The sequence below is a fragment of the Paenibacillus sp. UNC499MF genome, from assembly GCF_900107975.1.
Taxonomy (GTDB): domain Bacteria; phylum Bacillota; class Bacilli; order Paenibacillales; family NBRC-103111; genus Paenibacillus_F.
This window is the reverse complement of sequence record NZ_FNVF01000019.1, coordinates 26,298-52,098: the sequence shown is the minus strand read 5'-3', so window position 1 is coordinate 52,098 and position 25,801 is coordinate 26,298. Positions and strand designations below refer to the sequence as shown.

Below are 25,801 nucleotides of genomic sequence, written 5' to 3'. Positions count from 1 at the left end.
CGGATTAATAAGAAATGAAATTTTTCTTGCGGGCTGCCGTTTTAGGTTTAGGAGCAGGCGGCTGATCTGCTGAGGATCGAGATGACGATTCCGGCAGCAATTCCGAGAACACATCCGGTGTTGGACTAGCGGAGTCGTTTGCCCGTTCCGGCTTGGCGTTCAATCGGGGCGATTCCAATTCAGGACCGGTCGCCGCTCCCCTCGCTGACTTGACCGGCGAGCCTGCCGAGACAGCTAACGCTGTCTGCTGTGCAGATGTTTGCAGCAATAAAACCTGCGAAGTATCCGCCTCTGCGGCCGCCAAGGATGACGGAACTCCAGTGGCCGGATCGTCCGCTTCCGCTTCATCCGCACCTCCCGCATCTTCTCTGGGATACGCTGCCACCGCTTCGGAAAAACCTTCCAGCCGCTCCAGCAGCCTCCGGGAAAAAGCAATCTGATGCTCCAGCTCCTCCGGCGTAAACCCGCCGAACAAGATGTCGATCATATGCCCGCTGAGCCCGCTGTTCCGCCGGAGCAGTTCCCGGCCCTTGTCAGTAATGTCCAGCGCGACGGACCTGCGGTCGGACTCGCTTCTTATGCGGACCGCATAGCCCCCCGCCTCCAGCTTGTCGCACAGCGCCGTTACCGCACCGGAGGTGAAATCCAGCTGCTCCGCCAGCTCGCCCATCCGCTGCTCTCCCTCTCTGTTAATAGAGTTAAGGATGAGCATGCCCGGCAGCGTGATGCCTTCGACGGAAATTTTGTCGCGTTCCTTCACAAATTTGCGTACCAGCCTGCGGAAGAGCCAGTCGGCCTCTTCGTATAACGCCCAGTCTTTTTCGTGCATGCCATTCCTTTCGTCAGGAGGCCCGGAAAAACACAAAAGCCCCCGTTATCCCCTACGTATGCCACGTAAAAGATTACAGGAGCCTTTGGCGGTCCAATCGGCTGTCCTCATTAGTTTAGTTTTAAAATAATGAATGCTTGTTTAATGATTATTCATTTGATCGGGGTTCATCTAGTGATCTTGAAGTAAGATTAAACCAATTAATCATACCTGTCAAGTAGGTTTTAAATTTTCTCTTTAGCCCGCAAAAAAAGAACCCGCATGAGCGGACTCTTTTCAAAGTACGTTTATGTTCCCCGGTTATTAACCGAGTAGGACTGAACAGCAGGAAATTCGGATGCTTCGAATTTAAAATAAATGAAATCTTCTCCCCAATCTTCCCAACCGATTGTTTTGGAGTACGGAACGGCTGAAACATAATAGTTTAAATCATACCGTCTAATTAGGCTGCTCAACTCACAGGGAAGTTTCAACGCGTTATTATTTACGAGCATTCTCGTCCTTGTTTCTCCCATAAGCTGCTGCCTCCAGTGCGCGGATGTGCTAATTTGATAAACAAACTCCCCTAAAAATCGCTTATGCAGTTTTTTTCGTATTCTTTTTTCATAAAGTCACCTTAACACTTGATAATTGTGGAGTACACCTTGACCGTATACGCAGCGTCTTCTTCCCTTTTATTAATCGTTTCATTAACCGTGACTGAGTCTTCTTCATGCTGCAAAATTTGTATGCCGTCGAAGCAAGCTTTCTCCCGGTAGGCCTGCAAAACTTCTTTCCGATCACTGACCTGATTCACCTTGCATGCGAAAGGCAGCCCCCGCCCCTCCTCATAGGAGATGACGGAAAATCGGAGCGCAGGGATTTGGTAATCTCCCCACAGGTAAAAGATAAATGTTTTTTCTCGATAAAATTTCACCAAGTAAGCGGCCCACGCCGACTCTACAAAAGCGAATATATCTTCCAGCTCACCCAGGGACAATTTGTTATTCTTAATGATTTTGTTCAGCCGCTGAATGGTGCGCATGTTGTAAAGGGCTTCCGCTTCCATCTGAAGCGGATCATTGGAGAAAAGCATATCCGGACGCTCCGCTATCTCCACAATCTCGCTGTAAGCCTTACTATTTTTTGTTTTCAGAAAATCGATCATGCCCCATGCAGCGCATCCAACGCATCCGCCTCGGTCCCTTTGAAAAACACGTTGTTCCCCTGATTGCACTCGTAAATAAAATCGTTCAGGCTCTTGCTGTTGTACCCGCTGAAATCCCCGACGATGGCGATCTTTAACTGGTAGTTGATATATTTCTGCAAAATGTCTCCGGCCAGTTTCGTTTTCAGCTCAAAAAAATCCTCCGTAAGCTGTTCCTTTCTGAGAAGCACTTTATCGCATTCGTGGTTGTAACGAATGTCGGCCATTAAGTCCAGCGCGTCGTTTACGCTGCTAATGACCACGTCCTCGCTTGTAACGATGGCGATTTTCGAATTCTCCCGCTGGTCGACGGTAATGTTCATTTCAAATATTCCTCCCTGTTTGTTTGGATGGTTCATGCCCACCGCTTGACGCTATTTCTATTTATCTTTTGTCCATCCTACAAACCAGGCATCTTCCCTAAACTCGTTCCACTGAAGGACAAAACCTTCCGCCCTCACTTCCCACTCGCAAAATTGATCGTCAGCTCCAAAAATCTTGAAGAGCTGAGATTCACCCGACTGGAAACGTTCGAATTTAAGAATCTCTAAGCTTTTAAAGTCTGAGCACTGAATTGGCTGCGGAATGTTCTCCTCCGGGGAGTAGATGACAGCTTCATTTGAAATGACCTGCCGGAAAATTAACCTGCATCTGTCCGTGTTTTTAGCAACATCATAGGGATTGAGCGGATGCCCCGGCAAAATGTTTACCGATTCAAGTTCAACGATAATCTCCCATTCTTTTACCTCAATCCGCTCCACTAACGCATCATGAAAATCTATGTCATCGAAATATGAATCCGTAGAGGACTTTTCCCATGCTTTCAAGTTCCTTCACCGCTCACCTAATAAAATACTGCAGCACCAGCACTCTTGCTTCTTCAAAACTATTAAGTTCTTTCTGAAAGGCTGGATAGTCAGAGACCTTATTTTCTATAAAATTATAAGAGGGGAATCTTTCAAAAAAATGCATTTTCATTAACTGCATTTGTCGTAGTGGAATGTTTTCTTCGCTGCCGTTTATGACACAGCTAATAGTTCCTGCGACAGCCATGCAATAATCGTTGAAGTCGGCATTTAAACAAGCTTCCTCAGAAAGTAAGGAAAGTTCAAGCGCAAAGTCTTGCTTGATCAGCTCAAGATCTTTATAGGGAATAGGTCTGGATAAATCCGTCGTATACAAAAGCATCAAGTGTTCAATGATTTTTTCTCTTTTTATGATCGATCACCTTTATTCATATCGGACCCGTTACTTCAGCAGAGCTAGCAACCCTCCGACCCCTTATTCCGTCAGCCTGGCCTATACTCTTCTTGAAGTATCCCCATATGTAAAATGTCGTGCCAGTTTCCTTCCCTGAATACCGCCTGCCGGGAGAATCCCTCCCGTTTGAACCCGATTTTCTCGTACAAAGCAACGGCTTTATCGTTAAAAGCAAACACCCGCAAGGATACCCGGTGCAGATTCAATTCAAGAAAAGCGTAATCAAGCAGCAGTCGTAACGATTCGGTTCCGTAGCCTTTGCCCCAAAATTCTTTCTCACCGATGTCGAGGATGCACTCTGCGCTGCGGTTTTTAAAATCAAGCTGAATCAAAGAGGTAATTCCGATGGGCCGCCCAGACGGCTTATCCAGGATCATATAGCTTTTGGACGTATCCGATCCCAAAATCACCTGCTCCACAAACTGCCGGGTATCCGCAAACGTAACCAAATCCAGGGAAGGATTGGTCGTTCTCATCACTTCCATGTCGTTTCGCCAGGTGTGGTAAACGGCCGCGTCTTCTTCCGTCATTTTTCGGAAAGCTACTCTCGAAGATTCAAATAACATCCTCTTTGTTCTCCTTTTCCGTTGTCCCCGTCTTGTTTTCAACCGGACCGAGCATAGCTTCCATTGTAAAAAGCAGAGCATCCAGCTGCTCTTTCACCTTTGTTTTCTCAGGGCCCATATGGGCCGTATCCATGATTAACCCATCCATGAATGAAATCAGATACCGGGCAATGGTTTCGGCCGGAAGACGCGGTGCAAATTCGCCCAGCGCTGCCCCTTTTTCAAAAAATCCGGTCAGCACTTCCAGGGTCCCTTCATAGCGTGCCGCGATGTAAGGATAGGCGTCTTTGTTGTCCCGGTATTGAGCCGATGAGAAAAACTGCGAGTTTGCCAGCACTAAATTCTCCTCCATGCTCCCGATTTCGGTCTGCTGCTTGTAAAGCCAATTTTTTATCTGCTGCCAACAGTTCTCTGTGTCGTCACTCCGAAAATAATCTTCGTGCTTCCGGTCCTCATACCGCAGCAGTTCCAGATAAACATGCTCAATGTTATCGAAATAGGCATATAAGGCTCCCCTCGACACGCCAGCCTCTTCCATGATGTCCTGCATGGTCGCTCCGTTATATCCTTTGCGAATGAATACCTGTTTGGCCGATTGCAGCAAAGCGATTTTCTTTTGCTTTTTGTATTCCTCGTTCACTTTGGGAGACATCTTTTTTAACTCCGTTCAAATGCAAGGTGTAGGATGCTAGCTCGATTATAAACGACATTCATGTCGTTTTTCAATAATTATTCCAAAATTAAACAGCACGCAACCAGAATGGAAGCGTGCTTTGTTTGTTATAGTCCCGTCAAGCCTTATCAAAAAAACCGGGCCAAACCCGAGCTTTCGCCCGAATTCGCCCGGCTTTCTAGCCGATTACGCTTCCTCATTTTCTCCCGCGATCTGCCGCTTCCCGATACCAAAAACATAATACCCCACGATGACGACCGCAATGAACACGGCTCCGACGATCAGGGACACCCGGGTATCCGGATTAAACCACATGCCGATGATGACAAGGAATAAGAACACGATGGTAATATAGTTGCTGACCGGGAAAAAGCGGGATTTGAACGGATGATCCGCCATCTCGTGCTTCCACTTTTTCCGGAATTTAAACTGACTGAAGGCAAGCGCAAACCAGGGGATCATCCCCGGAAGAACGCTGGCGCTGTAAATGTACAGGAACAGTTTCGAATCCGGCGCCAAGTAATTGAAAAGCACGCCGATCAGCAGCAAGGAGATGGTCGTGATAATGCTGTTTCTCGGGACGCCGCTTTTGGATATTTTCCCGAAGAATTTGGGGGCCTGCCCGTTTTGCGCCAGTGTATACAGCATTCTGCCCGCACTGTAAATTCCGCTGTTACAGCCCGACATCGCTGCTGTTAGAACGACGAAATTGATAATGCCCGCTGCGGCGACAATGCCTACTTTGGCAAAAGTCATGACGAACGGACTGCCGATTTCACCGACCTGGTTCCATGGATATATCGTCACGATCACGAAAATAGCGCCTACATAAAAGATCAGAATGCGCCAAATGATATTTTTAATCGCTTTGCGCAGCGTATGCTTCGGATTTTCAGCTTCGCCCGCCGTAATTCCAACCATTTCGATCCCTTGGTAGGCAGCGGTTACAATACAGAGCGCAAACAAGAACCCCTTCAGCCCCCCGGCAAAAAATCCGCCATGACTGTACAGATGCGACAGACCGATAGGCTGCCCTCCGTTCCCGAACCCGAAGAAAATCATGGCCGTTCCGATCACGAGCATGAACACGATGGCGACGACCTTGATCATCGCGAACCAGAACTCAAATTCCCCGTAAAGCTTCACTGCCGCCAGGTTGGCTGCCGCAATGATTCCCACGCCTATCAAGGCCGGGATCCACTGGGGAATGTCCGGGAACCAGTAGCCCACGTAAATCCCGATCGCCGTAACCTCCGCCATACCGACCGTCACCCACAAGAACCAGTAGCTCCAGGCGGTCACATAACCGGCGAGCGGGCCGATATACCGGTGGGCAAACGTGGCGAACGAGCCCGTCACCGGTTCGAGCAGCAGCATCTCCCCCATGATCCGCATAACAAAAAACATAATAATCCCGGCCAAAAGATAAGCCAGCAGCACGGAAGGGCCGGCCCATTTGATCGTGCTGGCCGATCCCATAAACAGCCCGACGCCGATCGTGCCCCCGAGCGCAATCAGCTCAATATGCCGCGGCTTCAGTCCCCTGGTTAATTGTTTGGCTTCCAAAAGAACGCTCCCCTTCGTTTGTGTTGGTTATCTGCTTTTCATGCTTTCCGTGCTCCAGTTCGTAACACCCTTCCCCCCAACTTGGTGTGATCAATCCGGATGAAGCGGCAGCGCTGCTTTTTCTGCGTGAAGCCCCTTTCACGTTACAAAAAATTGTATGACAGAATTTTGGCAAATACAACTGGGGGTAAGCAGGCATTTCCTGGAATCTAATGATGTTATATACGATTCTTTATTATGCTTGACTTGAGCAATCCACTGGCGCTGCCAAGCGTTTCTTTCAAGCATTGAGTTTCTCCAAAAACAAAAAAGTGATCTTTGGCACGGGACACCGCCACGTTCATCAAACTCTTGTTTGCATCCAGAAAGAAACAACCTTCTTGTTTGCCGTACACGGTGGACAAAAGAATTACATTCCGTTCAGCCCCTTGAAATGTATGAACCGTACCGACACTGATCTTAGCCTGCAAATGTGGAGCACGCTTTTTGATCTCCGCCTGGATGCAGCCGACCTGAGCCTTAAAAGGAGTGATCACTCCAATCAAATTTCTCTCCGCTTCTTTTGGATAGGCAGACTGAATCCGTTCATAATGATTGTTTAACCAATCCGCTATCTCGGAGGCTTCCCTGCGGTTGTATCTGCTCGTTCCCTGCTTACTCGAATTCTCTGAGTCAATCTGTCGGTATCCCATCTGAGGCCACATGCTTAGAGCACGCTTCGCATGTCCCTTTCCCTCGCCCCTCTTAGGCTCAAGATTGCCTTTGTAGACCAGCTTGTTACAAAATTCTATGATTTCATCATAACAACGACGATGTTCGGACAAGAACAACCCCCGCTGTTCGTATTTTTGATATTTGCAACTGTTTGCGGCAACTTTCATTACACTCGAGCCGTATCCGTTTAATCCGTAAAGTTCCAATTGATCATATTTATCAAGTTCCTGGATAGCCCCGCTAGAAAGCGCAAGGGCTTTATCCAACGCACGTTCTATACCCCATACAGGCTCAATTTGATAAACATCACCCACTATGAGTGCTTTTTTAGCCAGAGAGAACGCTCCCGCCGCAATTTCCGGAGAAACTTGGCCTGCTTCGTCCACAATAAGCAAATCAATGTAATTGTAAAGAAATTGTTTCTGGTCACCGTATGCCAAGAACTGTTTGGGAAGCATAAAAAACGTCATAACCAGACACGGAGTAATCATCGCCAGTCTCTTGTAGAATTTCTCCAACACGTTCTTATATGTCTTGCCCTTCTGTTTCTCGGTTAACGCATCTTCTCCGCCGGCCCACCTGCACTCAAAATAATGGACAGCTAACCAAAACTCCATATAACGGATTTTGGTATCCACTAGTTCGTTTATTTTACCGTTCGCAATATGATAACGTTCTTTCCTGTCACTATGCATTATCACACCATGCTCTTCTAACAACTGCAACTCACCGTCATATTGCTGCATCCATTTCATCAGACTAGCACGTTCTTCAGTAAGCGCGGTAAGTCTTCGATTATAATCAGCCAAACGAACATTGTACGCTTCATTTATTACATGAAGACTCCTAGTATCCTTTAAAAAGGTAATTTCATCATCATTCATAAATGCTTTGAACTGTTTTTGAACTCGTTTTGGCCACCATCTTAAGAAAAAGGGAATTTTTTTATAACAAGCCTCCCATTCTCTTAATCTCCCTGCAATATTTTCCGCAGCCTTTTGAAGCTGTTCGATTTCTTCCTCAAGTAAACTAAAACAGACATCTATTCCTCTTTCGTTATGCTTGAAGCGGTCAGCGTCGCCGCACAGTTTCAGCAGGGCCTTTTTTCTGTCTTCTAAAAACCATAACTCTTCATGCAGCCTAGACTGACAATCACTTAACTCCTCATATTCCGTTCCGAAATAGGTGTTACAATTCTGCAGCAGCTTAAGCCTGGATTTTTCCAAATTTTCATTTGTTTCTACATTTGCTACAAAATCCTCTCCTCTAACATTCGTATATTGGTAGCCATTATTTCTAGCCTCATTTACCTTCTGCGTGGAGGGAAAATAAGCGGCAAAACTATTGACTCCTTCAATCCATCTTTCCTCAAGGTTCGCGATGCCAATTTTAGTAATATTCCCGAACGAAGCGATGATATTGGTAACAGCCTGGTTATTTGTAGAGGTTGCGACAACAAACGGCGCTTTATCCTTCATTAATGCTCTTTTGACATACAAATCGGCGACAACGGACTGCAGCAACGTTGTTTTCCCCGTACCCGGCGGCCCATTTACTGCCATAACTTCTCCGTCTTTCATCTGATTATAATGGTTGATGGCTTCTCTTTGCGAAGGGGATAGAGGATACCCTCCCCCCATTTGTCCTGCATGCTGTTGCATAGTCGTCAAGCTGTTATCGATTAGCGGTTCAAGGTCGGCAGCCTTAGTGGAAATAAACCGTTCATATAGTCTTAGAGGTTGTTCTGCTTTAAGCAAATGATTGTACAAATTCATGATGTGGAATGTAGAATGCACCGTGTTATCAATAAACAGATAAACGTTCCGTTCCAATTCAATCGGACTGTCTCCGGCTTCAGCACTCGGAATCTCATTTCGTTCAAAGTCGGCTTTGGTTACCGATTCAAAAAATGTCCGAAAAAAATCGGCATATTCGTCCCAAGTCTTCATTTGTTCAATTTGATCCACGTGGCCGCTTATAAATTGGTCCACGTCTTCCGCCAGACCTACGGACAATTTAGGTTCTACCATGGGCTGTAAATACTCCCTTGGGAACCAAGGAAGTTTTTTGTCGCTGCTATCATATGTAAGCGTGCCTTTCCGATCAAGAACAGCTGGAATAAAAAAGAGGCCCGTAAGTTCTTCAACTTCATCCTGAGTCTTTACGAATGCTTCATAATCGGTCTTCGCAGCTTTGGCGCAAATCAAAACATTTTGTTTAAGAAGTGGAGTCCTGTTTTTCTCTCGGGCAACTGATTTTTTTTCGATTTCTAAAAAGATTTTTGAGCTAATATTTGTATCGATTTGTCCCTTCATCAACTCATTGGGATTTAGAATAAAAAAGGAATCATCCTTAAAATTAATTCCCGAATGTGTATGTGCCGCGATCACGCTTCTGAAATACCGTGTGATTTGTTCGTTTTTGCCCTTCATATCTTTCTCCCAGTCTTTCATTTGTCATAGAAAAAAGAAGGCAGACGAGTGCCCTCTAATTTATAATCATACATTTATTTCTTGTTTTTTCAATTTATTATCGAACATTTAATGTACGAAAGCAGCGCCAATCCGCCGGTTGCCCCACCTCAGTCTGCTTCCGGCCCGAAATTTTTCATCGTCCTCCGGCAATATTTCGTCTACCTGCGTCTACCTGCGTCTACCTGCGCCTCCCTGTTCTATTAGGTGCAAGTTTGATAAACAACCCCAGGCTGCCCCGCCCCTTTTTCCAATAACGGCTCAGTTGAAGCTTTCCAAATCGAGCGCCGCCACCTGTTCGGTCAAGCCCGAATAGCCCTGCACGGTCTGGGCGATGTAGGACAGCACCGTGTCGCTCCAGCCGTAAATGTAGTAGGTATGCGGGTCCAGAGCGGGCACCATCGCATGGCGGTAAGGCGCAATGTCGATGATGAATGCCTTCACGTCGCGGTTCACCTTGGAACGGTAACGCTTCAGCTCCTCGTAAAACGGGCTGCCGCTGTTCTGCTGCTCATCCGTGATCATCACGATCTGGTCTACCTTCTTCCGTTCCCGGGTAAGCTTGCGGACGGGCGCTCCCGTATCCGTGCCGCCCCGTGCATGAATCTGCGCAGCCTGGGTCAAAATGCTGTCTTTGCGGGAAGGCTTCGCATCCATGACTTCCGTGTCGAACAGCCAGAACAGGGAGTTCCCGCGAGTCTTTTTATACAGCGCGAGGGCAAAAACCGCACCGGTCTCCAGGTACTGCCCGTTCATCGAGCCCGAGATATCGAGGAAAATAGCAGTCTGATCGCCCAGCTCCGGCAGATTGTCAAACGTAAGCTCCGCCGCTTCCCGCAAAGCATCCTTCAGCTCCGGATGCTCCACCTGCCGGAAAGCCGTCGCCAGCCGGAACGGCAGGATCTTCGCTTTGCGAAGCGCCTGCGGATCGGTCAACCGCCGCACGATATACTCCACATGCCGCGCATCTTGGAGCACACCCGCCCGCTGCATCGCATTCAAATGGCGGAGCAGCGCAAATGTCGGCATCTGGTACAGCAGCGCCTCCCAGACCGCCTTCGACGGCTTGATCGCTCCCGTCACCGTCTCGTAAGGCAGCTTGCCGCGCTCGATCCAGCGGATCTGCTCTTCCTCAGTTGCGGCCAGCTTAAGCTTCTCCAGCGCCTCGACCTGCGGCAGCAGCGCCAGATTGGCCTCCATCCCGCGCAAATAGCGGAACAACGCCTGCTGCTGCAGATCCTTCGGCTTCGGATGCGCAGTCGCAATGGCGTCGCCCAGACTGTATCCGCGACCGCGTCCGTTGTACTTCATCGCCCAGTATTCGGACACCTCGGACAAAAACCGGTTCACCTGCCGTTTGACGGCGCGACCGCCTTCTCCACGACCGAGCCCGTTCAGAATGGTCAGAAAATCAGCCAAGTCCGACGGAATCCGCACCACGTGCCGGAAAATCTTCGCAAACAAATCCGGGCGGTACATGGATAGGATCGCCAGCCCAAACAAAGGCTGAAGCCGCATAAATCCCGCGTTCCGGGCAAACACAATCGCCCGCGCCATGAAATTCGGATCGGTTTCGGCCATCTCATGATGAAGCTGAGCCGCATCGCCGACCAGCTCCTGCTGGTCCGCATAATACGTGTTCCCCATCGTATTCGTCATCAGCGTCTGCACGTACCGCTCCTCCGCAGAACGCGTATAAGCGGGGTAGCCATCTTTATTGTAGGTGTCCGGTCTTAGAGCGCCGAACAGCTTTTTTGCCATACTCATGATTCACACACTCCTTTTTTAGAAAGATCTCCGGCGAAGAAAAAGCGGAACAGGTCTGCTGCAGGAGTCGAACCTGCCGTACTGCCCGGGGTATTGCTATTGTCGATAAGCTCGAAGGACCCCGTCCCTGCGCCTCGCCGGATATTCATTTTTTGAGTAGAAGCGAAGCGAGGAAAATAGTTGAAAAGGTTCGCAGCGTCCTTCGGACACCGTCATACTTAACCCTAGTAAGTCGAAGAAACCCTTTCTGGCGCCTCGCTCCGCATATCTTTTGTAGAAATCACCGAGGAAATAGGTCGGACAGGTACATGCTGCTCTACCATCTGAGCTATTCCTCCCCATGGAGGAAGTTGGACTCGAACCAACGACCAGCCGATTAAAAGTCGAAGTAACCCGTCCAGGCGCCTCGGTGATATTATCCGGTGGGCCGTTTTAACGTGCCCGCCTTCTGTACCTATCTTCGCTCATTTTCGGTTCCGCGAACATGGCGAAAGTATTACGACCGGAGAAAAGTTTACCTTTTTTGTGTGAAAAAGATTCGGGTTACCGCTTACGCGGAAGCGTACGGGAATTATAGTGGGAATACGTTCGTTCACGTATCATGAGGGGTAAAGAGGTACAAGGACGTGCGGTTGGAAACATAGAGAGTGTACGGAATAAACAGAATGTACAGGGTGAGCGTGTGCGGAGAAGTGCGAGAAGTACGTTCCTTGTGCGACTCACCGGGCGTTGTTGAGGGTTAGATGAGCAGAGGGATTATCAGGCACGACAGCCATTCGTGAGAGAACGGAATAAATATCTTGTGCAGCACTGTCTTCTTCTTATCATGAACATTTGGGCGAAGAACATGTTGAACTGCGTACGCCGATTAAGCATACCGTTACAGGAGGGAACCATATGGAAGTCAATGTGAAGGTGAATCAAACTACCCTGACGCTTATAAAAGGAGACATCACCAACCTGCTTCACGTTGTCATACTTGGCGTCCAGTCCCTGAATGTACGTATCGTATTCCGCCTTTTTTTCCATCGCTTTGCCCAGGCGCTCTATTGTGAAATCAATGTCCAGCTTTTTCCCAGTGTTGCCTGTTCCATTGCTGACGTACCAAGTGATGTCCACAAATCCTTCGTTCCAAAAAGACGACGTCATAAAGTTGCTGATCTCACTTAGTTTAGACTCAGGAGTCGGCTCTTTCGGCTTAGCCGAAGCACTCGCCGGATTCGCGGTATTTGCAGGCGTACTCTTAGCCGTCTCCGCCGGTTTTACCTCTTCATTCTTTTCCTTGCTTCCACACCCCGACATAACAACCAGTAGGACAATGGCCATTCCGATCAAAAAACTCATTTTGCTGCGTTTAGACATCCCAGTACTCTCCTTTTTTTACAAGTGCTCCTTATATATCGGTTTTGCGGCAGGAGTTTTGAAGGATTTGGCAGAAGAAAGTAATTCCTTCGAGCTGCGCGCGTCGTCCCTGCTGGTACGATAAAACTCGGCGTCCGTCATCTTATTGCGTTTCACAAGCTCGATCTCCGGCGCGTACTCCTTGCGGCTTCGTTTACCAACCAGTTGGTTTTAACGTTCCAGAAGAGAATTCATGACAGCAACAATTTTTTGTTTACTTACCGGTTCGGCATGTCCGACTACACACGTATCAAAATCAAATCCTTCAATCGCTGTAAGTAAAGAACGCAATTTATCTTTATCCAAGTAGCAATCCTTATAATAATCCACTCCAACCGCATCGCCGACAAATAATACTCGTTCCTGGGGCACCAATATGCAGACAGAATCGTCACTGTGCGGAGATGTTACATGATGTAATTGTGCCGTAATACCTCCCAGATCGATTTCCATCGTTCCGTCAAAAGAGATGTCAGAAGCCACCACTCTTATCTCCGATAGCGAAGGGTACTCATTCCGAATGCAGGTATCCGCAAATTCAATCTCGATCCCTGCCGCTAATCTCTTTTTCATCTCAATATCTGTCCATTCCCACTCCGCTAGTTCCGCTAGTTTAGCATTCGTTTTTTCGTGGGCAATGGTCACCCCCTCCGCCGCATGCATCCCAAAAGTATGATCCCAATGCCAATGCGTTATCGCAACGATTTCCGGTATTCTCAATCCTTCCTTACGTACAGCTTTATTAAACAATGCGACATGGTATTTAGAATTGCCCGCATCCACCATTAAAGATCGCGTTTGCCCATTGATATAACCGAGAACCGGCCTATCGGATTCTTTGCTGAACATCGTATAAAAAACACGATCCGTTAATCGTTTTAAATCCATAAAATTAATCCTCCTGATTATGTATATATTTACTATTTCTTTTCCTTAAAAAGTAACTTTTCCTGTATCGAATCCGTTTATATCTACGGATTGAATAACTCAAACGCCGGGGTGAACTATGAAAATATTAGACGGTCTCTAGCTTCCCAAAAGGAGGAGTTAGAGAGCCCAATGAGCAGAAGTGTAAAAAAGTCGCCGGTATTTAAAGACCAACAGCACCTAAGCACCGGTTGGACCAAAAGGCAGGCCGGCAAAGCGGTACGCCGCTTTAAAGGCGACGTTCAAAACGGAAAGTGGTACCGGAAATTGTACTGTCCCTGGAATATTTGCGACTATCGCTTTTATAAAACTAAGCGGCAGGCGTTACATGAATGGAAAACATTCCAGTGGCTAAGAGAACAATTATTGACACACGCGGAAGTTATAAACGATTGGGAAAAGTTCTACAGAAGAAAATAAGCGCAGGCGTCGGCTAGGGAAGCCCGGCGCTCGCGCTTTTCATCCAAAGCTCCCGAATATCCGGATTGCAATCGTACTGGATTTCATCCCGCAAAGCGGCAGGCAGCATGTGATTGGCCAGCATAATTTCTACAGCCCACCGTCTGCAAAGGGAGCAAAATCCTTTTTTGTACAGTTCAATCATGATCTTTTGGCACGATGCAGTAGGATGGTTCTCAAAAATGTTGACCATATCCAACTCCATGTTATGAAACGAGTGCTTGTTGTGCTTCTTAAAAGCAATACTCTCCAATAGAGGCAGATCATTCTCCTCATAATTTAAAGTGAATAGTTCCAGTGCCTCTATCTCTGTCTCCCGTTGACAGATCAGTTGGACGGCAAGCCGATGGATACGCTCGTTCTTCAGATTGCGAAGTGCACGAATGGCTGCTGAACGCAGACGTTTATTTTGGGATTGTGCCAGATCTATAATTTTTTGCGGATCAAGCGGAAAAGCCACATTAACGAATATAGACAAATAAGCTTCCAGCTTCTTCGGATGCTCTTCTTTCAATAAGTCATCGGCAGCTTTGAACAAGTCTTCCTTAGACGCACACATACCCCATCTAATGTAAGGGTACCGGGCTTTTTCGGACTTCAATTCCTCATAGGGAAGAGCCTTTCGGCCGTTTGACAAAGAGTAGTCACCCTCGTCCGGGAGCACTGATTGATAAAAAGCCTTAATTCTTTCGTCCTTCGCGGACTCTACCAGGAGAGCCGCTGCCTTTTCCTCGCCTAATAACTCCTTGGCGGATTCCCAAATGAAAGTATTCCCTTCGTATTCGGAAGACAATATCTTCTTGCCGATCTCCTTTGCCACAAACAAAAAACCTTGTGCTCCCCCGGCCTCAATAATCTCTTCCCCACCTATGAAACAATTCCATTCTTCATCGTAACGGAATCCTCTTTTCATGGTATCTACCGCTGCCGCATTGCCGTGGGAAGCAAAGATTTTCGCTAATCGATACACTTGCAGGAGGTTCCACCCGTTTACTTTACCTCCCAAAGCATCGAGAATTCGTTCCTGTAAAATAGGGGAGGCCTTGGAGAGCTGAATGACCTCCCATAGATAGGCTTCTCTGCTTCCATCACATTGGGGGTCGTACGCGGTGTTCCGAATACAAGCATCCGTTATAGCATCCAGATGCCGATAAGTGAGCGCGGGGTTCTCTTTCAGATAGAGAATAATGCTTCCTAACCCGCGGGTTAATTCGTAGCGAAACTTTTGAATGTGCATTTATCTCCTCCCGCCACACTGGCTTTTATCCTGGAATCACCTGCGGGCTCCGGCTGTAACAATTATAGCTAGTATAATGAATCAAACGTTAGAGAATGTTTAGTTATAAAAGAAATGAACATTTAATCCTGTGACTGTTTGCAAAACAATTCAAAATCATATAGAGCTTAATAGACTTTCTCAGTCCTATGACTTCCACCCTGGACGGATGCAGGACAATAGACGCATAATCAGCCTTCCCCATTATAGCCGAGTTACTCTCGTAATTCCTTTAACACTCTGAACTGAATTTTGCAGGCCCTGTTATGTAAACTTTTATGTTAACTTTATGTACGCTAGATCTATAGTCATGGTAAAATAATCCTATCACATCATTGGTATAGAGGTATGAAAAATGAAAATATCCCACAATATACCTGCTTATAGGATAAATAATACGCTGCAAAAAAATTCTAAAGCAAGTTCGAGTAGTCTGGAAAAACTTTCTTCGGGGTTACGAATCAATAAAGCTTCTGACGATGCTGCCGGGTTGGCTATATCCGAAAAAATGAGGGCACAAATCAGAGGGTTATATCAGGCATCCAGAAACGTTCAGGATGGCATTTCGCTTATTCAAACCGCAGAGGGCGGTTTACAAGAGATAACGGACATTTTACAAAGACAAAGGGAACTGACCATTCGTGGATTAAATGATCCCCTTACCGATGAAGACCGGCGAAAAATTGACACGGAAATCCATCAGCTTACGGATGAAATCGAAAGTCTTTCAAAGAAAACCTCATTCAATACGATGAACTTGTTAGCAAGAAATGATTATAAGATTTTGGCTGATCGTTCAAGCAGCAGCAGTACTTTTTCGGCAAGTGACCCACCACCGGTATCTTCCACAAACAAAAATATCGTATACAAACCAAGAGGAACACCGGATGAAGCAAAGCATGTGATCAGTAGTTCCGATACATCCGAAACGACCCATACCTTCTTAAATACGAACAATATTACACCTCTTGTTTTACCGGATGGAACAGAAGCATTCAATGAATATAATGTTGACACGCTAACCACAACCAAAACAGACACCAATAAGACTGTTTATGAATCGCTGACCGCTGTGAACGATCCTGAGTTTTCCAAACCGGCCTACTGGTACTCTCACGGCATGAATAAAACCTATTTTGGACCGAGACATTTTGGCGAAGCATACGGTACGATGCTGGAGGATATTGAAGTTAACGGAAGTTCATGGGAAGTTGTATATACAAGCCGCAGCAACGAAGGCAGTGATCCCGCTTGGGATCATATGTGGTTTCCCGGTACAAACCTGTCCATTCTAAGATACAGGACTCTTTTAGCCGATAACTCGATGGAAATCAGATATGAAATCACTAATAAAGATTCATTCAACATGAATATTAATCTAAGTAATATAGTTAACCCCCCAGCAAATTCAGTTATCACGGGTGCCGGTGGAAGCCCGTTGCCTAATGGCCATACCGTAATAAGTCCACCCGGAGGCAGTTCCTTTACCACGACGGGGACAGAAGCTAACGCAGGCATTCAGTTTCCGCTTGGATCTTTATCGCCGACAGAGCTTTCCATAGATAACCCCGCGGCAGGACAGCCCCAAGTAAATTTTAATTGGCAGCTAAATGTACCTAGCGGGTCTAGTGTGACTTTTGCCTTTACATATGGCCCGTTTTCATTAAATTATGAACCGTTTGAACAAACGCAAGAAACTGTCGAAACTAAACATATTGAAACCACCGTGAATACAGACATCACGGATATCGACTATCTCCCGCCAAAACTTACCATTCAAGCTGGAGCTAACAAAGACGAGACCCTTGTTATCCCCCTTTTCAATGTGGGCACACAGGGATTGGGCATCAAGGATTTAGGGCTGCTCCCACCATCCATACCTGAACAAGCATTAGCCAAAGCGGATGGAGCCATTGAAAAAGTTCTGCACTATCGGGCGATGTATGGCGCACTGCAAAACCGTATGGAACATACCTTAAACAACGTGAATAATTCTGCCGGAAATCAAATAGCGGCCGAATCCCGTATTCGTGACGCAGACATGGCCAAGGAAATGTCGACTATGACAAAATCCAATATGCTTATGCAAGCGGCCCAAACGATGTTGGCCCAGGCCAATCAGCATCCACAAGCGGTGTTGCAGTTACTTAAATAGTGAAAAGAACCTACCTTATAGGTAGGTTCTTTTGTTGTAGGAAAAAGGGGAGTGGAGAGTTCCTCTTTGTGGATTTAGAGCCATTGATAATGCCGGAAGCGGCAAGATTCTTGAAAACTACATCGAAGTCCTTGAACAACAGGAGGCTGCCCGGTCAGCAAGCCGTCCTTACAAGAATAGTTAATCTTCCCGCTTCTTATGTTATGTCATTCACGGACAAACTAGAGGATAATAGGTAAGCATTTTCGAAGAGCATAGCACGACAACAAAAAGGCTTGGAGCAAGACTCCACGCCTTTTCAGTGATCAGGTTCCTCACTTTTAAACCTTAGCGCCTGCTACTTCTGATTAACAGTTTTTTACATCATCTTCAATATAAATAGACCAAGGAAACACGCTGTAGGGCAACCACTAGAACTATAATTCCAGCATTAATGCAGAGTACTTGGCTTCCAGCCCTTCCCTGTACTGTCCGTCCCAGAAATCTCATACTTAGTTTAAGCTCTACGGTCAGCCCTTTCGGTAGTAGAAGTATTGACCTGATTGACGGATTTCACCCGCGAACGCCGACGATCTGCCATATGGAGGATTTGCTTGAGATCTACCGGATGATTGAGAAGATTATTACACAGCGTTACCGGTACGGGAAGTTCCGTCGGGGAGGCTTTGCTTAAAGCGGGACATTTGTTTAATCTCAATTATTTAGTATCCTCAATCTTAGGCTTATTATTGATGCATACCATTATCACATCCACGATGACCATTTGGATTACCCATCCATCATTTGCATCTATGTTACTGACATAGTCAAGCTCATGCTTTAATACGGATAATTGCTTTTTTAAGGAATTATATTTTTCGTCTCCTCTAGCCATTGAGAAAGCTCATAACTCAGTTCTTCGTAACCAATCATTTGATCTTGGTCAATGTCAGGGAAAAGTTGGATAAATACATGCGGGAGCACTTCCTGTTTTACATGAGCATCGTTATCTCGCGAATAAACGCAGATCACATAGTGAACAACACTTCTTCTCCTGCCCTGCGCACTATACTCACCAGAATAAAAAATACTTTGATACTTTGAAAGCTGGGTATAAACAATGCTTGTGAAATTAGCATTGTGAAGCGATTTATACTTACGGTGTTTAGCATCGAGTGCGAGACTCGCAATAAACATGTTTTTCTTACTTTTTTTATATAAATCAATCCGGATATCCGGCTGAATAAGTTGCTGTGACGAATAGAAAAGATCACCGGAATTTTCCGCATCCACTCTGAGCTGGACAACTTTGTCATACCAGACATGAATGATTGTAGATTCGTTTTCAAGTTCGACGCAAAACCCAGATTCCAAATTTCTAACTCTCTCCATATCATGGTGGTTTATTACGCTGTAGCCTTGTTTCCTCAGCATATTAACTACCTGAAAATAAACAAACTGCTCATAAATTTTCCATGTAGGTTTTAGAATAGGAACAACATGTTTTGCCGAGGTTTCTCCCCGCAGTACCTTGCTACCTTCTTCATATAAATCACTGATTTTTCGGTAATTTGGGTCTTTCATGGATGGTTTTCTCCAACCTCGTTTCACCCCGCTCAGTTCGGTGGAGTAGAGCATAAATGAAAAGCGCCCAATCATATTTTTCACCAGTTGACTCCATCTTTGAAGCACACTGAGTTCACGGCGCATCTTTATAATATCTTCTTCTAGCCTATAAAACTGAGACTTCATAGAATCTTTAGATGCCTTTGAGATTTCACGCGCATTATAAAAGGTATCTATTCTCTTTTCACTCTGCTTGCGTTGCTCTTCCTTAGAGCCGATAGTTAGCATTTTTTGTTTCCAGTCTGCTTCTATAGTTTCTACTATATTGTGCAGTTCATTACGCCAGGAAAGAAGCACGTGCTTTAACCAACGGTTTTGCGGCGTATCATAACTTAACACTTTTCGCTTGTTTAGTTCGAATGATGAGCCGCGAACCTCTTTCCACCGCAAACTAATATGGTCAATCTTCATTTGATATGTCCCTGTCTTGTACTGGGTTATGACTTGATTTTTTAGATTTCGTTCGATTTGTATTAAGGATCCGATTATTTTATCTTTCTCATTTATCAGCCTTAGTACATAATCGTAATAGGATTTCATTTTTAAAAATTCAAATTCGTTACTTGTAGATTTAGACGTATAAATGAGATCATAACAAATTCCCTCAATCTCCTGCTCTAAGAGCAAGTGCATACGCTGCACCTGCTCTGCTGTAACATGAATTGGAGCCACATTAATACCTGAAGAATACACATACCCACCATAATAAACATCAAAAAAATATACTCCTAAACGCCATGGAAACTCTTTACCTTTGTTAGTCTTATCTTTCTTATCTTCATACTCAAAAATGAACTCTTCATCGTCTTTATTAGACAAGGGAACCTGGATATCAATTTGTTTTCCATTTTCATCATATGTGCTCGTTTGAATTACTACTTTGGCGTTTAAATCTTTCTCAGCGCCCTCTTTTGTATAAAGCCTTACACCAATTGGAATGTTTTCCTTGACCAACACCAAATCCCGGATCGATCCAGGAGAAACTTGATTCCGTATCCAAAACTCCTTTACGCTTTTTGTGTTGAATCTTGACTTGTCGGTAAAAAATTCAAGCACAAATGGTAATTCTTCTGCATTAAAGTGCATACCCGTTCCTCGTCAGCTCCTTCGCCTTTTGCTCCAAAAAGTCTAGAGAGCTTTTAAATTCATCCTCTCCACTCCGCTCTTCAAGCAAGCGGCGTGCAATGAGTCCCTGCTGGTAGACTCCGCCCTCGAAAGTACCGACAAGTTCTTGAATTTGTTCCCGGTGTCCGCGAATTTTCGTTAAAATTCGCTGCTTGATTTGATAATCAAATGCTGTTTTGCGTGTAATAAATGGATTACCATCCTGATCTTCAGGAATATTTTCTATATAGTTTCCAATTCCTTTTGCCACCCGAAAACTAACACCAATCTGCGCATCTACGCCTCGTAAGTCTTCATGAAGACGGTCTAAGAGAGCAACTTCGGTTTCTTCTAAATGAAAACCTTTCGATTTCCATGTTTCACGGTATAACTTTCTGGTAATATCTTTATTGCCCCTCTGCACTTCATTATAACTACTTTCCTTCTCAAAAAAGGCTTCACCAAAGGATAGTTTTTCAAGGAAAATGACATTCATTCGATCGAGCATACGATTGGAGAAATCCTTTGTTGTTTCATCAAAGTTGGCTGTTCCCACAAAAAGAACATTGTCTCTGATTGGAATGCCCTTCTTAAATTTACGGTTATGGCACACCGCATCTTTGCTGAAAAGTCTTAGCATTCTTTGCTCTCTAGGCATCTCCAAAAGTGAGATAAACGGTGAAAAATAATGCTCTACTTGGCCCAAATTCATTTCATCAAACAGCACCATAAATAATTCGTCTGGTTCTCCACTCGCCCTCTCCAAAAAGGAAACTAGTCCTGTTTCGCTTTCCATAAAAAGGCCCATTTGGTGATTCAAGTAGCCTAAGATATCTGCAGGCTCAGTATAAGACGGTGAAATTGGTACAACGAGTAAATTCTCTCCCTCTTTGAGGCCAAGTGCTCTAGCATACTGCAACGCCAGCTGTGTTTTCCCAGTCCCGCTCATACCGCCAAGAACAGCTATATCACATGTTTTCAATGCTGTATGAAAGTTAACAAGAGCTTCTTCCTCTCGGTACACTAGATCTTCCTTTTGAGCAAAGTATTTTAACCGTGCAATAAAATCAACTTCCGTTAGTTCCTGTTCTACTTTTTGCTCCAAAGCCTGCGAATTAGTTTGTATTTTCTCCTCTTTTTTAATCGGTTGCTCTTGATCCGTAATGGGCTTTCCAACTAAGTTAAAAGTGTCCCTTAGAGAACTTGCATAAAGATCTGAAATAAATCCAATCTCACGATACGTTGCCTTCAATTGGTCCCAAAAATTAGACAACTCGTTTATTGGTAATTTCAGGATATCTTTTGGTCTTTTTGCATAATAGGTTATGCTGTTCTGATGACTCGTTTCCAGGATATCCTGCATAGGAATATAGTATAAATATCCATCACATAAAATAAACTCAGGAATTTCCATGCTGGTTGGGTAGTCCGAAAGCTGGATAGGAGTACGCTCCATAAGGGCCTTTTCAAATCGTACAGCTGGCATTCCTTTCTTAACCTGGGGTACTGCAATATAATGATTGGCTTCAAATTTGTCGTCAAAAACAAATACAATTTCAAAATTATAGTGATATGGGATGTCTCCACCGTTTCGAACATTTAACTTTGGTTTAAATAGGATTAGTTTACCTTCTAAATGTTCTCTTAAAAATTTTATTTTATCTGTCTGCTCAAAGTATTTGATGCTTTGAAGATATCTGCCGTTACGGTCATCAAAAGACACATAGCATTCCTTCTCATCTTTTCCAAGTCTTTGGCTGAACGCTTTTGGCTCTTCACTTAGTGATTGCAAATAAAAAACATTGGTGTTCTCATTCTTGTGGCTTTTCGTTACGCTTTTTCTTTCTACACCTAAAGGGGGAATGTAATCATAATCAAAATCATCCGCAAGTCTCCCTAAAATGTAGCAATTGTTAATTTCTCGCTTTTCCTTCTCGTTTAAGAGCTCTACTTGTGTATTCATAAGTACTCCTCCGCATATGCTTCTTCTATAAACAAAATGTACTGTTTTAATAGCTCAATGTAATCGGCATATTCAACAAATTTAAATTGATTTTGTGTTAGATAATTTCGTAGCTCGTTCCATTCCTTCGTGTTTGTAAATGAATAACGGTCAATAAACATTGTTTTCTTCTTTAATGTATTAATTTCACCTGAACTTTTAAGCTTGTTAAATGCAGCTTTTGTTACAAGTTGTTTTGTGAATAGAGTCTTGATTCGTTCCTCTGAGTGATTCGTTATAATAATTGCGTGGTTATTGACAGGAATAAGTTCATCAAAAAGTTCTTTTTTCACCTCTGCCTCCGCTAGCCTTTCTTTTGCGTAAGCTACCTCTTTCTTCAGATCATTAATTTCATCGTGCTTTGCCCTGATTTCTTCTTTAAATTTATCCATCTCAATGATTAAATCATTCATCTGTTCCTTATATTTGTTTCTCTGTGTTTTTATATCTTGCAGTTCATCCGTTACCTTCACTAGCCGATCACTTGCGGCAGCTGTTTGTTTTTTTATTTCATTAATAAACCCCTCATTGTATTTTTCTTTTTCCTTTACATACTGTCTAAATACCGAAGGCGCAAGTTCAGTATACCGCGGCAACAGCACCAAAGAATGCAGCAACCTTTCCATGCTGTTGAGTTTTATTACATAAGAAAGCTTTATCTTTTGATTTGCCATTTTATCGAGCTCTTTTTCTGCTTTTCTATATTCTTCTATAAGTCCAAGTTTATTAATAAACGTCAGATACTCTGCATGCGATGGGTATTCATCATCATTTATTAAAAGATCCAGCATTGCTTCTTCTTGAAACTCTAAAATTCCTTGAAAAATATCCTGTTTTCTCGTAATATTGGTTGTTATTGTATGGTAATATTCCATATACACGTGATTGAACAATTCATAGATGAGAGCCAGTTTCTGATAAGGACGAATGTTTTCTTCTGTTTCCAGTTGTAATGCAAACTGATTAAAATCGTTCATTCTTAGTTCAGTTTTTTCCTCTAAAATATCCTCGGCAATGCGGTTATAAAAGCTATGTATGGGTACCTTTCTTCTTTCTAGCTTTTTTGCTCCTATTCCTCGTTTTAAAGAGTCTGCTACAAGCTGTCTTATTTGTTCCACCGGCCGTGTTGACAAGCTCTCTTTCCTAAATCCATCAATAGATAAATTAAAGAGCATACAAATTTGCAACAAATCTTGTTTAGTTAATGCTTTTGGTAACCATTCACTTTCATGCATAGACGACCCTCCCAATCTTATCCTATTTTATCATAATTACACTCGATTAATATCTACAAAATGTAAACGCTCTGATTAATAAATGTGTCGGAATACATCATCTTACAGTATTAATTGTCGTTATTCACATGGTAAGGAAAGCCGGCGACAAGACGGCGAAGATGTTGGTCTGGAAACAGGTATTAATAAATATAATCACTGAATTCTAAGAAAAATTTTCATGCGCGCTGTGGAACGAAAAGCAGTCAAGCGCAAGCCAGCTTCACCAGTTCGAAAACCAAACATAAGTTTTAAAGACGTCTTGCTTTGTGATAAAGCATGTTGCCTGTGAAGAAGAACATCTACAACAGCTGGTGTAGCGCGAGTTAAGGAGAAAAACACCGCCAGCCCTGTCATTCCTGCATTTTCCCTATATGCCGGAACTGGACATTCCCTTTTCGAAGCCTCCCCCTAATCTCCTCAAATGAAAAGAGCCTCGGGAAACGCAGGATTGGATACCTGAATTTCGCTTGGCTCGTGACACAACTATTTAAGCTTTGTGATGACTTTGTGTACTATTTACATTCATCCCTCACCAATAACGCCACGCACTCCACATGTGTCGAGTAGACAGTGAGAACAAGAGTTTTCTGAATGGTGTTTGCTCTGAATTTACTGTTACGCCTAAGAGATTAAATGTGGCACTTATTTTTACAGTTTGCTTCTTACTGTTTCTTGTATCATCAAATTATAATACTTATTGAGTTTGCATTTGATTTCCCTAGTATCCAATAATGATAAAGAGTTCTTGCAATCCCTCAAAACAACTACCATACATCGAAAAATAAGATCGAGAGAAAAAGAAGAAATAACGCTTTCTTCATTCTTGTCATCTAACAGCAAGGTAGAAATACCTTGGAGCAATGTTTCTTTATCGCTAATATTTCGTAAGTTTAATTTCCCGGAAACATAGTGAATCTCACTTGAACTGATATTTGTTTTCTCAATTATTTTAATTAAAGAACCATATACTACAGAGAGTTCATTGAGCTGAAATGTATTATGTGGTCTAATGTGAAAGAACTTTTGTAGATTGGAAACGAAATCCAATAAAGCTTCTTCATTAGTTAAATTAGGCATGGAGCTTACATATGTTGTTAAATCAAATCTTTTCTTAAACTCTTCAATAGATTGTCGCTTACGAAACATTTTTTCATTGCCGCTCTCATTCCAAAACATCACTTGTGGAATTAACTCCGTAACTAACCACTGATACGAAAATAAGGGACTCCAACAATCATTGCTCTCAAAATTGGATAGTTTGATATTCCAATAAAATTCATCAGTCCATACTAACCATACATCATCATCTTTTGCTATCAAAAAATCTTTTTGTTCTACTTGCGGGAAGACAAATAACCTGAACTCCTCTTTTATTTTATCATATACTTTTAGCATTGAACCGCTCGCATCAAATATATGCCAATCTGAATCGCCATTAGCATAATCGAAATGCTTGCAAAATTTCTGGAGTGCAAACCATAATTGTCTTTTTATTTTAAACAAGCGCAAACGATTTCCTGAACCAGTACTTTCAAAAATGTCTCGATTAAATGATTTATATAAAAGGGCTGACTCTTCCATGTATAAATCATATACATCGTCAATAATTTCTAATAGTTGTACAACTTCATTCTTTACAAGAGGGAGTCGAACATTAGCTAAATTTACATAGTAGGTATTTGGTTCAATTTCCTCAGAAAAATTTACAAAGCTTCTAAGTTTGTTTTCTAGCTTACTTTTAGCGCCTTCGAACAATTGATCCATTATCTGTTTGTGATTTAGTGATATCATGCAGTCCCTTAGCCTTAGATTACTAAAAGTTATTAAACAACTCCCCTTCATTTCAGGATAGGTAGGTAAAATTGCTGCTAATCTGATATTCGGAAAACTTCTTTCGTATGTGTAAGAATTCTCATCTTTATTGATTTTTCTTTTCAGCTCAAAAGGCTTTTCTTTTGATAAAGCATTATATAATTCTTCCAAGTCCTTCTTATTTTCAGATATATTTAAACGAGCAATTAGTTTTGCTAATTCTTTATCATTCTTATACTCTTTTGATAACTGTTCAATTCTTTTTTTTACACCCTCTACTTTTTTAGCAGTACCATCATAAATACAATGCCCTAGAAATTTATGTGGATACTGATTTTTATTCTTTACTTGATTAACATTAGGAAAACAGGGAACTAAGTTATATAAGCTGTTAATTTTAAAATCGATAGGTAAACTCAGCTCTGAAATGATACCTTGAAGTTCCTCATTGTTTATAGATTCCGGAATAATATGGTCTATGTGCATTTCTTTGAATCTTAGAGGTAAGCCTTCATAAAAACATTTCCCTCCATACTCCAAGTATAAAGCCGCCCTTACTATATCATTATCTTTACTATAATTGATGTTCAAAAATCTCAACCTCATCATTTGGATTTTTTTCAAATAGGAGTCTTCGTAATAAATGCGAATGGGAAAATAAATATCAAGATTTTTTGAAAGGCCTCTCAATAATTTTGTAATCATACGTGTGGAAAAAGATTCCTAAAGCATGAAATAGGTTTTATCCGAA

20 protein-coding genes are annotated in these 25,801 nt (G+C 43.6%); 2 read left to right on the top strand and 18 right to left on the bottom strand.

The window, feature by feature from the left end:
- Positions 1–4 precede the first annotated feature (4 nt).
- The 12 genes from C4S74_RS24075 to C4S74_RS24015 all read right to left on the bottom strand — a co-directional run bounded on the left by C4S74_RS24075 (position 5) and on the right by C4S74_RS24015 (position 13,321).
- The gene (locus C4S74_RS24075; RefSeq protein ID WP_103997870.1) at positions 5–829 is read right to left on the bottom strand and encodes a MarR family winged helix-turn-helix transcriptional regulator; all 825 of its coding nucleotides are present in this window, start codon (positions 827–829) and stop codon (positions 5–7) included.
- A gap of 616 nt (positions 830–1,445) precedes the next feature.
- Positions 1,446–1,976: a hypothetical protein gene (locus C4S74_RS24065; RefSeq protein ID WP_103997868.1), complete on the bottom strand. Its 531-nt coding sequence runs from the start codon at positions 1,974–1,976 to the stop codon at positions 1,446–1,448.
- Positions 1,973–2,338, bottom strand: a complete 366-nt coding sequence (locus C4S74_RS24060; RefSeq protein WP_103997867.1) for a DUF4180 domain-containing protein — start codon at positions 2,336–2,338, stop codon at positions 1,973–1,975. Before C4S74_RS24060 ends, C4S74_RS24065 begins: the two co-directional genes overlap by 4 nt.
- 57 nt (positions 2,339–2,395) lie before the next feature.
- Complete coding sequence (locus C4S74_RS24055) at positions 2,396–2,842, bottom strand: hypothetical protein (protein ID WP_103997866.1); 447 nt, start codon at positions 2,840–2,842, stop codon at positions 2,396–2,398.
- Positions 2,843–2,855: 13 nt separating this feature from the next.
- On the bottom strand, positions 2,856–3,203 hold the full coding sequence (locus C4S74_RS24050) for a YxiJ family protein (RefSeq protein WP_103997865.1): 348 nt from the start codon (positions 3,201–3,203) through the stop codon (positions 2,856–2,858).
- A 101-nt stretch (positions 3,204–3,304) separates the two neighbouring features.
- On the bottom strand, positions 3,305–3,841 hold the full coding sequence (locus C4S74_RS24045; protein ID WP_103997864.1) for a GNAT family N-acetyltransferase: 537 nt from the start codon (positions 3,839–3,841) through the stop codon (positions 3,305–3,307).
- A complete protein-coding gene (locus C4S74_RS24040) occupies positions 3,831–4,493 on the bottom strand; it encodes a TetR family transcriptional regulator (RefSeq protein ID WP_103997863.1) in 663 nt (220 codons plus the stop codon). The genes C4S74_RS24045 and C4S74_RS24040 overlap by 11 nt, the downstream gene beginning before the upstream one ends.
- A 207-nt stretch (positions 4,494–4,700) precedes the next feature.
- Complete coding sequence (locus C4S74_RS24035) at positions 4,701–6,080, bottom strand: amino acid permease (RefSeq protein WP_103997862.1); 1,380 nt, start codon at positions 6,078–6,080, stop codon at positions 4,701–4,703.
- Between the two features lie 218 nt (positions 6,081–6,298).
- Positions 6,299–9,226, bottom strand: a complete 2,928-nt coding sequence (locus C4S74_RS24030) for an ATP-binding protein (protein ID WP_103997861.1) — start codon at positions 9,224–9,226, stop codon at positions 6,299–6,301.
- Positions 9,227–9,526: 300 nt separating this feature from the next.
- A complete protein-coding gene (locus C4S74_RS24025; RefSeq protein WP_103997860.1) occupies positions 9,527–11,032 on the bottom strand; it encodes a TROVE domain-containing protein in 1,506 nt (501 codons plus the stop codon).
- Between the two features lie 759 nt (positions 11,033–11,791).
- Entirely contained in the window at positions 11,792–12,394 is a 603-nt protein-coding gene (locus C4S74_RS24020) for a hypothetical protein (protein ID WP_181024528.1), read from the bottom strand.
- Positions 12,395–12,604: 210 nt separating this feature from the next.
- Positions 12,605–13,321, bottom strand: a complete 717-nt coding sequence (locus C4S74_RS24015) for an MBL fold metallo-hydrolase (protein WP_103997859.1) — start codon at positions 13,319–13,321, stop codon at positions 12,605–12,607.
- Between the two features lie 171 nt (positions 13,322–13,492).
- On the opposite strand from C4S74_RS24015, the gene C4S74_RS24010 reads away from it, so the two are divergent.
- Positions 13,493–13,780, top strand: a complete 288-nt coding sequence (locus C4S74_RS24010; protein ID WP_103997858.1) for a hypothetical protein — start codon at positions 13,493–13,495, stop codon at positions 13,778–13,780.
- Between the two features lie 13 nt (positions 13,781–13,793).
- On the opposite strand, the gene C4S74_RS24005 is transcribed toward C4S74_RS24010, so the two are convergent.
- Positions 13,794–15,056 carry a hypothetical protein gene (locus tag C4S74_RS24005; protein ID WP_103997857.1) on the bottom strand — a complete coding sequence of 421 codons (1,263 nt, stop codon included), beginning with the start codon at positions 15,054–15,056 and terminating at the stop codon, positions 13,794–13,796.
- Between the two features lie 394 nt (positions 15,057–15,450).
- Between C4S74_RS24005 and C4S74_RS27230 the strand changes: the two genes are divergently transcribed.
- Positions 15,451–17,250: a flagellin gene (locus C4S74_RS27230; protein ID WP_103997856.1), complete on the top strand. Its 1,800-nt coding sequence runs from the start codon at positions 15,451–15,453 to the stop codon at positions 17,248–17,250.
- Positions 17,251–18,090: 840 nt separating this feature from the next.
- On the opposite strand, the gene C4S74_RS23995 is transcribed toward C4S74_RS27230, so the two are convergent.
- The 5 genes from C4S74_RS23995 to C4S74_RS23980 form a co-directional block, all read right to left on the bottom strand.
- Complete coding sequence (locus tag C4S74_RS23995; protein ID WP_103997855.1) at positions 18,091–19,941, bottom strand: nuclease domain-containing protein; 1,851 nt, start codon at positions 19,939–19,941, stop codon at positions 18,091–18,093.
- Positions 19,931–21,922, bottom strand: a complete 1,992-nt coding sequence (locus tag C4S74_RS23990) for an McrB family protein (protein ID WP_103997854.1) — start codon at positions 21,920–21,922, stop codon at positions 19,931–19,933. The genes C4S74_RS23995 and C4S74_RS23990 overlap by 11 nt, the downstream gene beginning before the upstream one ends.
- Positions 21,919–23,196, bottom strand: coding sequence for a hypothetical protein (locus tag C4S74_RS23985; RefSeq protein WP_103997853.1), 1,278 nt, complete (start codon positions 23,194–23,196; stop codon positions 21,919–21,921). Before C4S74_RS23985 ends, C4S74_RS23990 begins: the two co-directional genes overlap by 4 nt.
- A gap of 195 nt (positions 23,197–23,391) precedes the next feature.
- Positions 23,392–23,592: a hypothetical protein gene (locus C4S74_RS26305; protein WP_146065525.1), complete on the bottom strand. Its 201-nt coding sequence runs from the start codon at positions 23,590–23,592 to the stop codon at positions 23,392–23,394.
- A gap of 294 nt (positions 23,593–23,886) precedes the next feature.
- Positions 23,887–25,641, bottom strand: a complete 1,755-nt coding sequence (locus C4S74_RS23980) for an HNH endonuclease (RefSeq protein ID WP_219819077.1) — start codon at positions 25,639–25,641, stop codon at positions 23,887–23,889.
- Between the last annotated feature and the right edge of the window lie 160 nt (positions 25,642–25,801).

What these genes read in the sequence shown, in the direction of transcription:
- C4S74_RS24075 (WP_103997870.1), bottom strand. Translation starts at nt 829, where the DNA reads ATGCACGAAAAAGACTGGGCGTTATACGAAGAGGCCGACTGGCTCTTC.
- C4S74_RS24065 (WP_103997868.1), bottom strand. Translation starts at nt 1,976, where the DNA reads ATGATCGATTTTCTGAAAACAAAAAATAGTAAGGCTTACAGCGAGATT.
- C4S74_RS24060 (WP_103997867.1), bottom strand. Translation starts at nt 2,338, where the DNA reads ATGAACATTACCGTCGACCAGCGGGAGAATTCGAAAATCGCCATCGTT.
- C4S74_RS24050 (WP_103997865.1), bottom strand. Translation starts at nt 3,203, where the DNA reads ATGCTTTTGTATACGACGGATTTATCCAGACCTATTCCCTATAAAGAT.
- C4S74_RS24045 (WP_103997864.1), bottom strand. Translation starts at nt 3,841, where the DNA reads ATGTTATTTGAATCTTCGAGAGTAGCTTTCCGAAAAATGACGGAAGAA.
- C4S74_RS24040 (WP_103997863.1), bottom strand. Translation starts at nt 4,493, where the DNA reads ATGTCTCCCAAAGTGAACGAGGAATACAAAAAGCAAAAGAAAATCGCT.
- C4S74_RS24030 (WP_103997861.1), bottom strand. Translation starts at nt 9,226, where the DNA reads ATGAAGGGCAAAAACGAACAAATCACACGGTATTTCAGAAGCGTGATC.
- C4S74_RS24025 (WP_103997860.1), bottom strand. Translation starts at nt 11,032, where the DNA reads ATGAGTATGGCAAAAAAGCTGTTCGGCGCTCTAAGACCGGACACCTAC.
- C4S74_RS24020 (WP_181024528.1), bottom strand. Translation starts at nt 12,394, where the DNA reads ATGTCTAAACGCAGCAAAATGAGTTTTTTGATCGGAATGGCCATTGTC.
- C4S74_RS24015 (WP_103997859.1), bottom strand. Translation starts at nt 13,321, where the DNA reads ATGGATTTAAAACGATTAACGGATCGTGTTTTTTATACGATGTTCAGC.
- C4S74_RS24010 (WP_103997858.1), top strand. Translation starts at nt 13,493, where the DNA reads ATGAGCAGAAGTGTAAAAAAGTCGCCGGTATTTAAAGACCAACAGCAC.
- C4S74_RS24005 (WP_103997857.1), bottom strand. Translation starts at nt 15,056, where the DNA reads ATGCACATTCAAAAGTTTCGCTACGAATTAACCCGCGGGTTAGGAAGC.
- C4S74_RS27230 (WP_103997856.1), top strand. Translation starts at nt 15,451, where the DNA reads ATGAAAATATCCCACAATATACCTGCTTATAGGATAAATAATACGCTG.
- C4S74_RS23995 (WP_103997855.1), bottom strand. Translation starts at nt 19,941, where the DNA reads ATGCACTTTAATGCAGAAGAATTACCATTTGTGCTTGAATTTTTTACC.
- C4S74_RS23990 (WP_103997854.1), bottom strand. Translation starts at nt 21,922, where the DNA reads ATGAATACACAAGTAGAGCTCTTAAACGAGAAGGAAAAGCGAGAAATT.
- C4S74_RS23985 (WP_103997853.1), bottom strand. Translation starts at nt 23,196, where the DNA reads ATGCATGAAAGTGAATGGTTACCAAAAGCATTAACTAAACAAGATTTG.
- C4S74_RS26305 (WP_146065525.1), bottom strand. Translation starts at nt 23,592, where the DNA reads ATGACAGGGCTGGCGGTGTTTTTCTCCTTAACTCGCGCTACACCAGCT.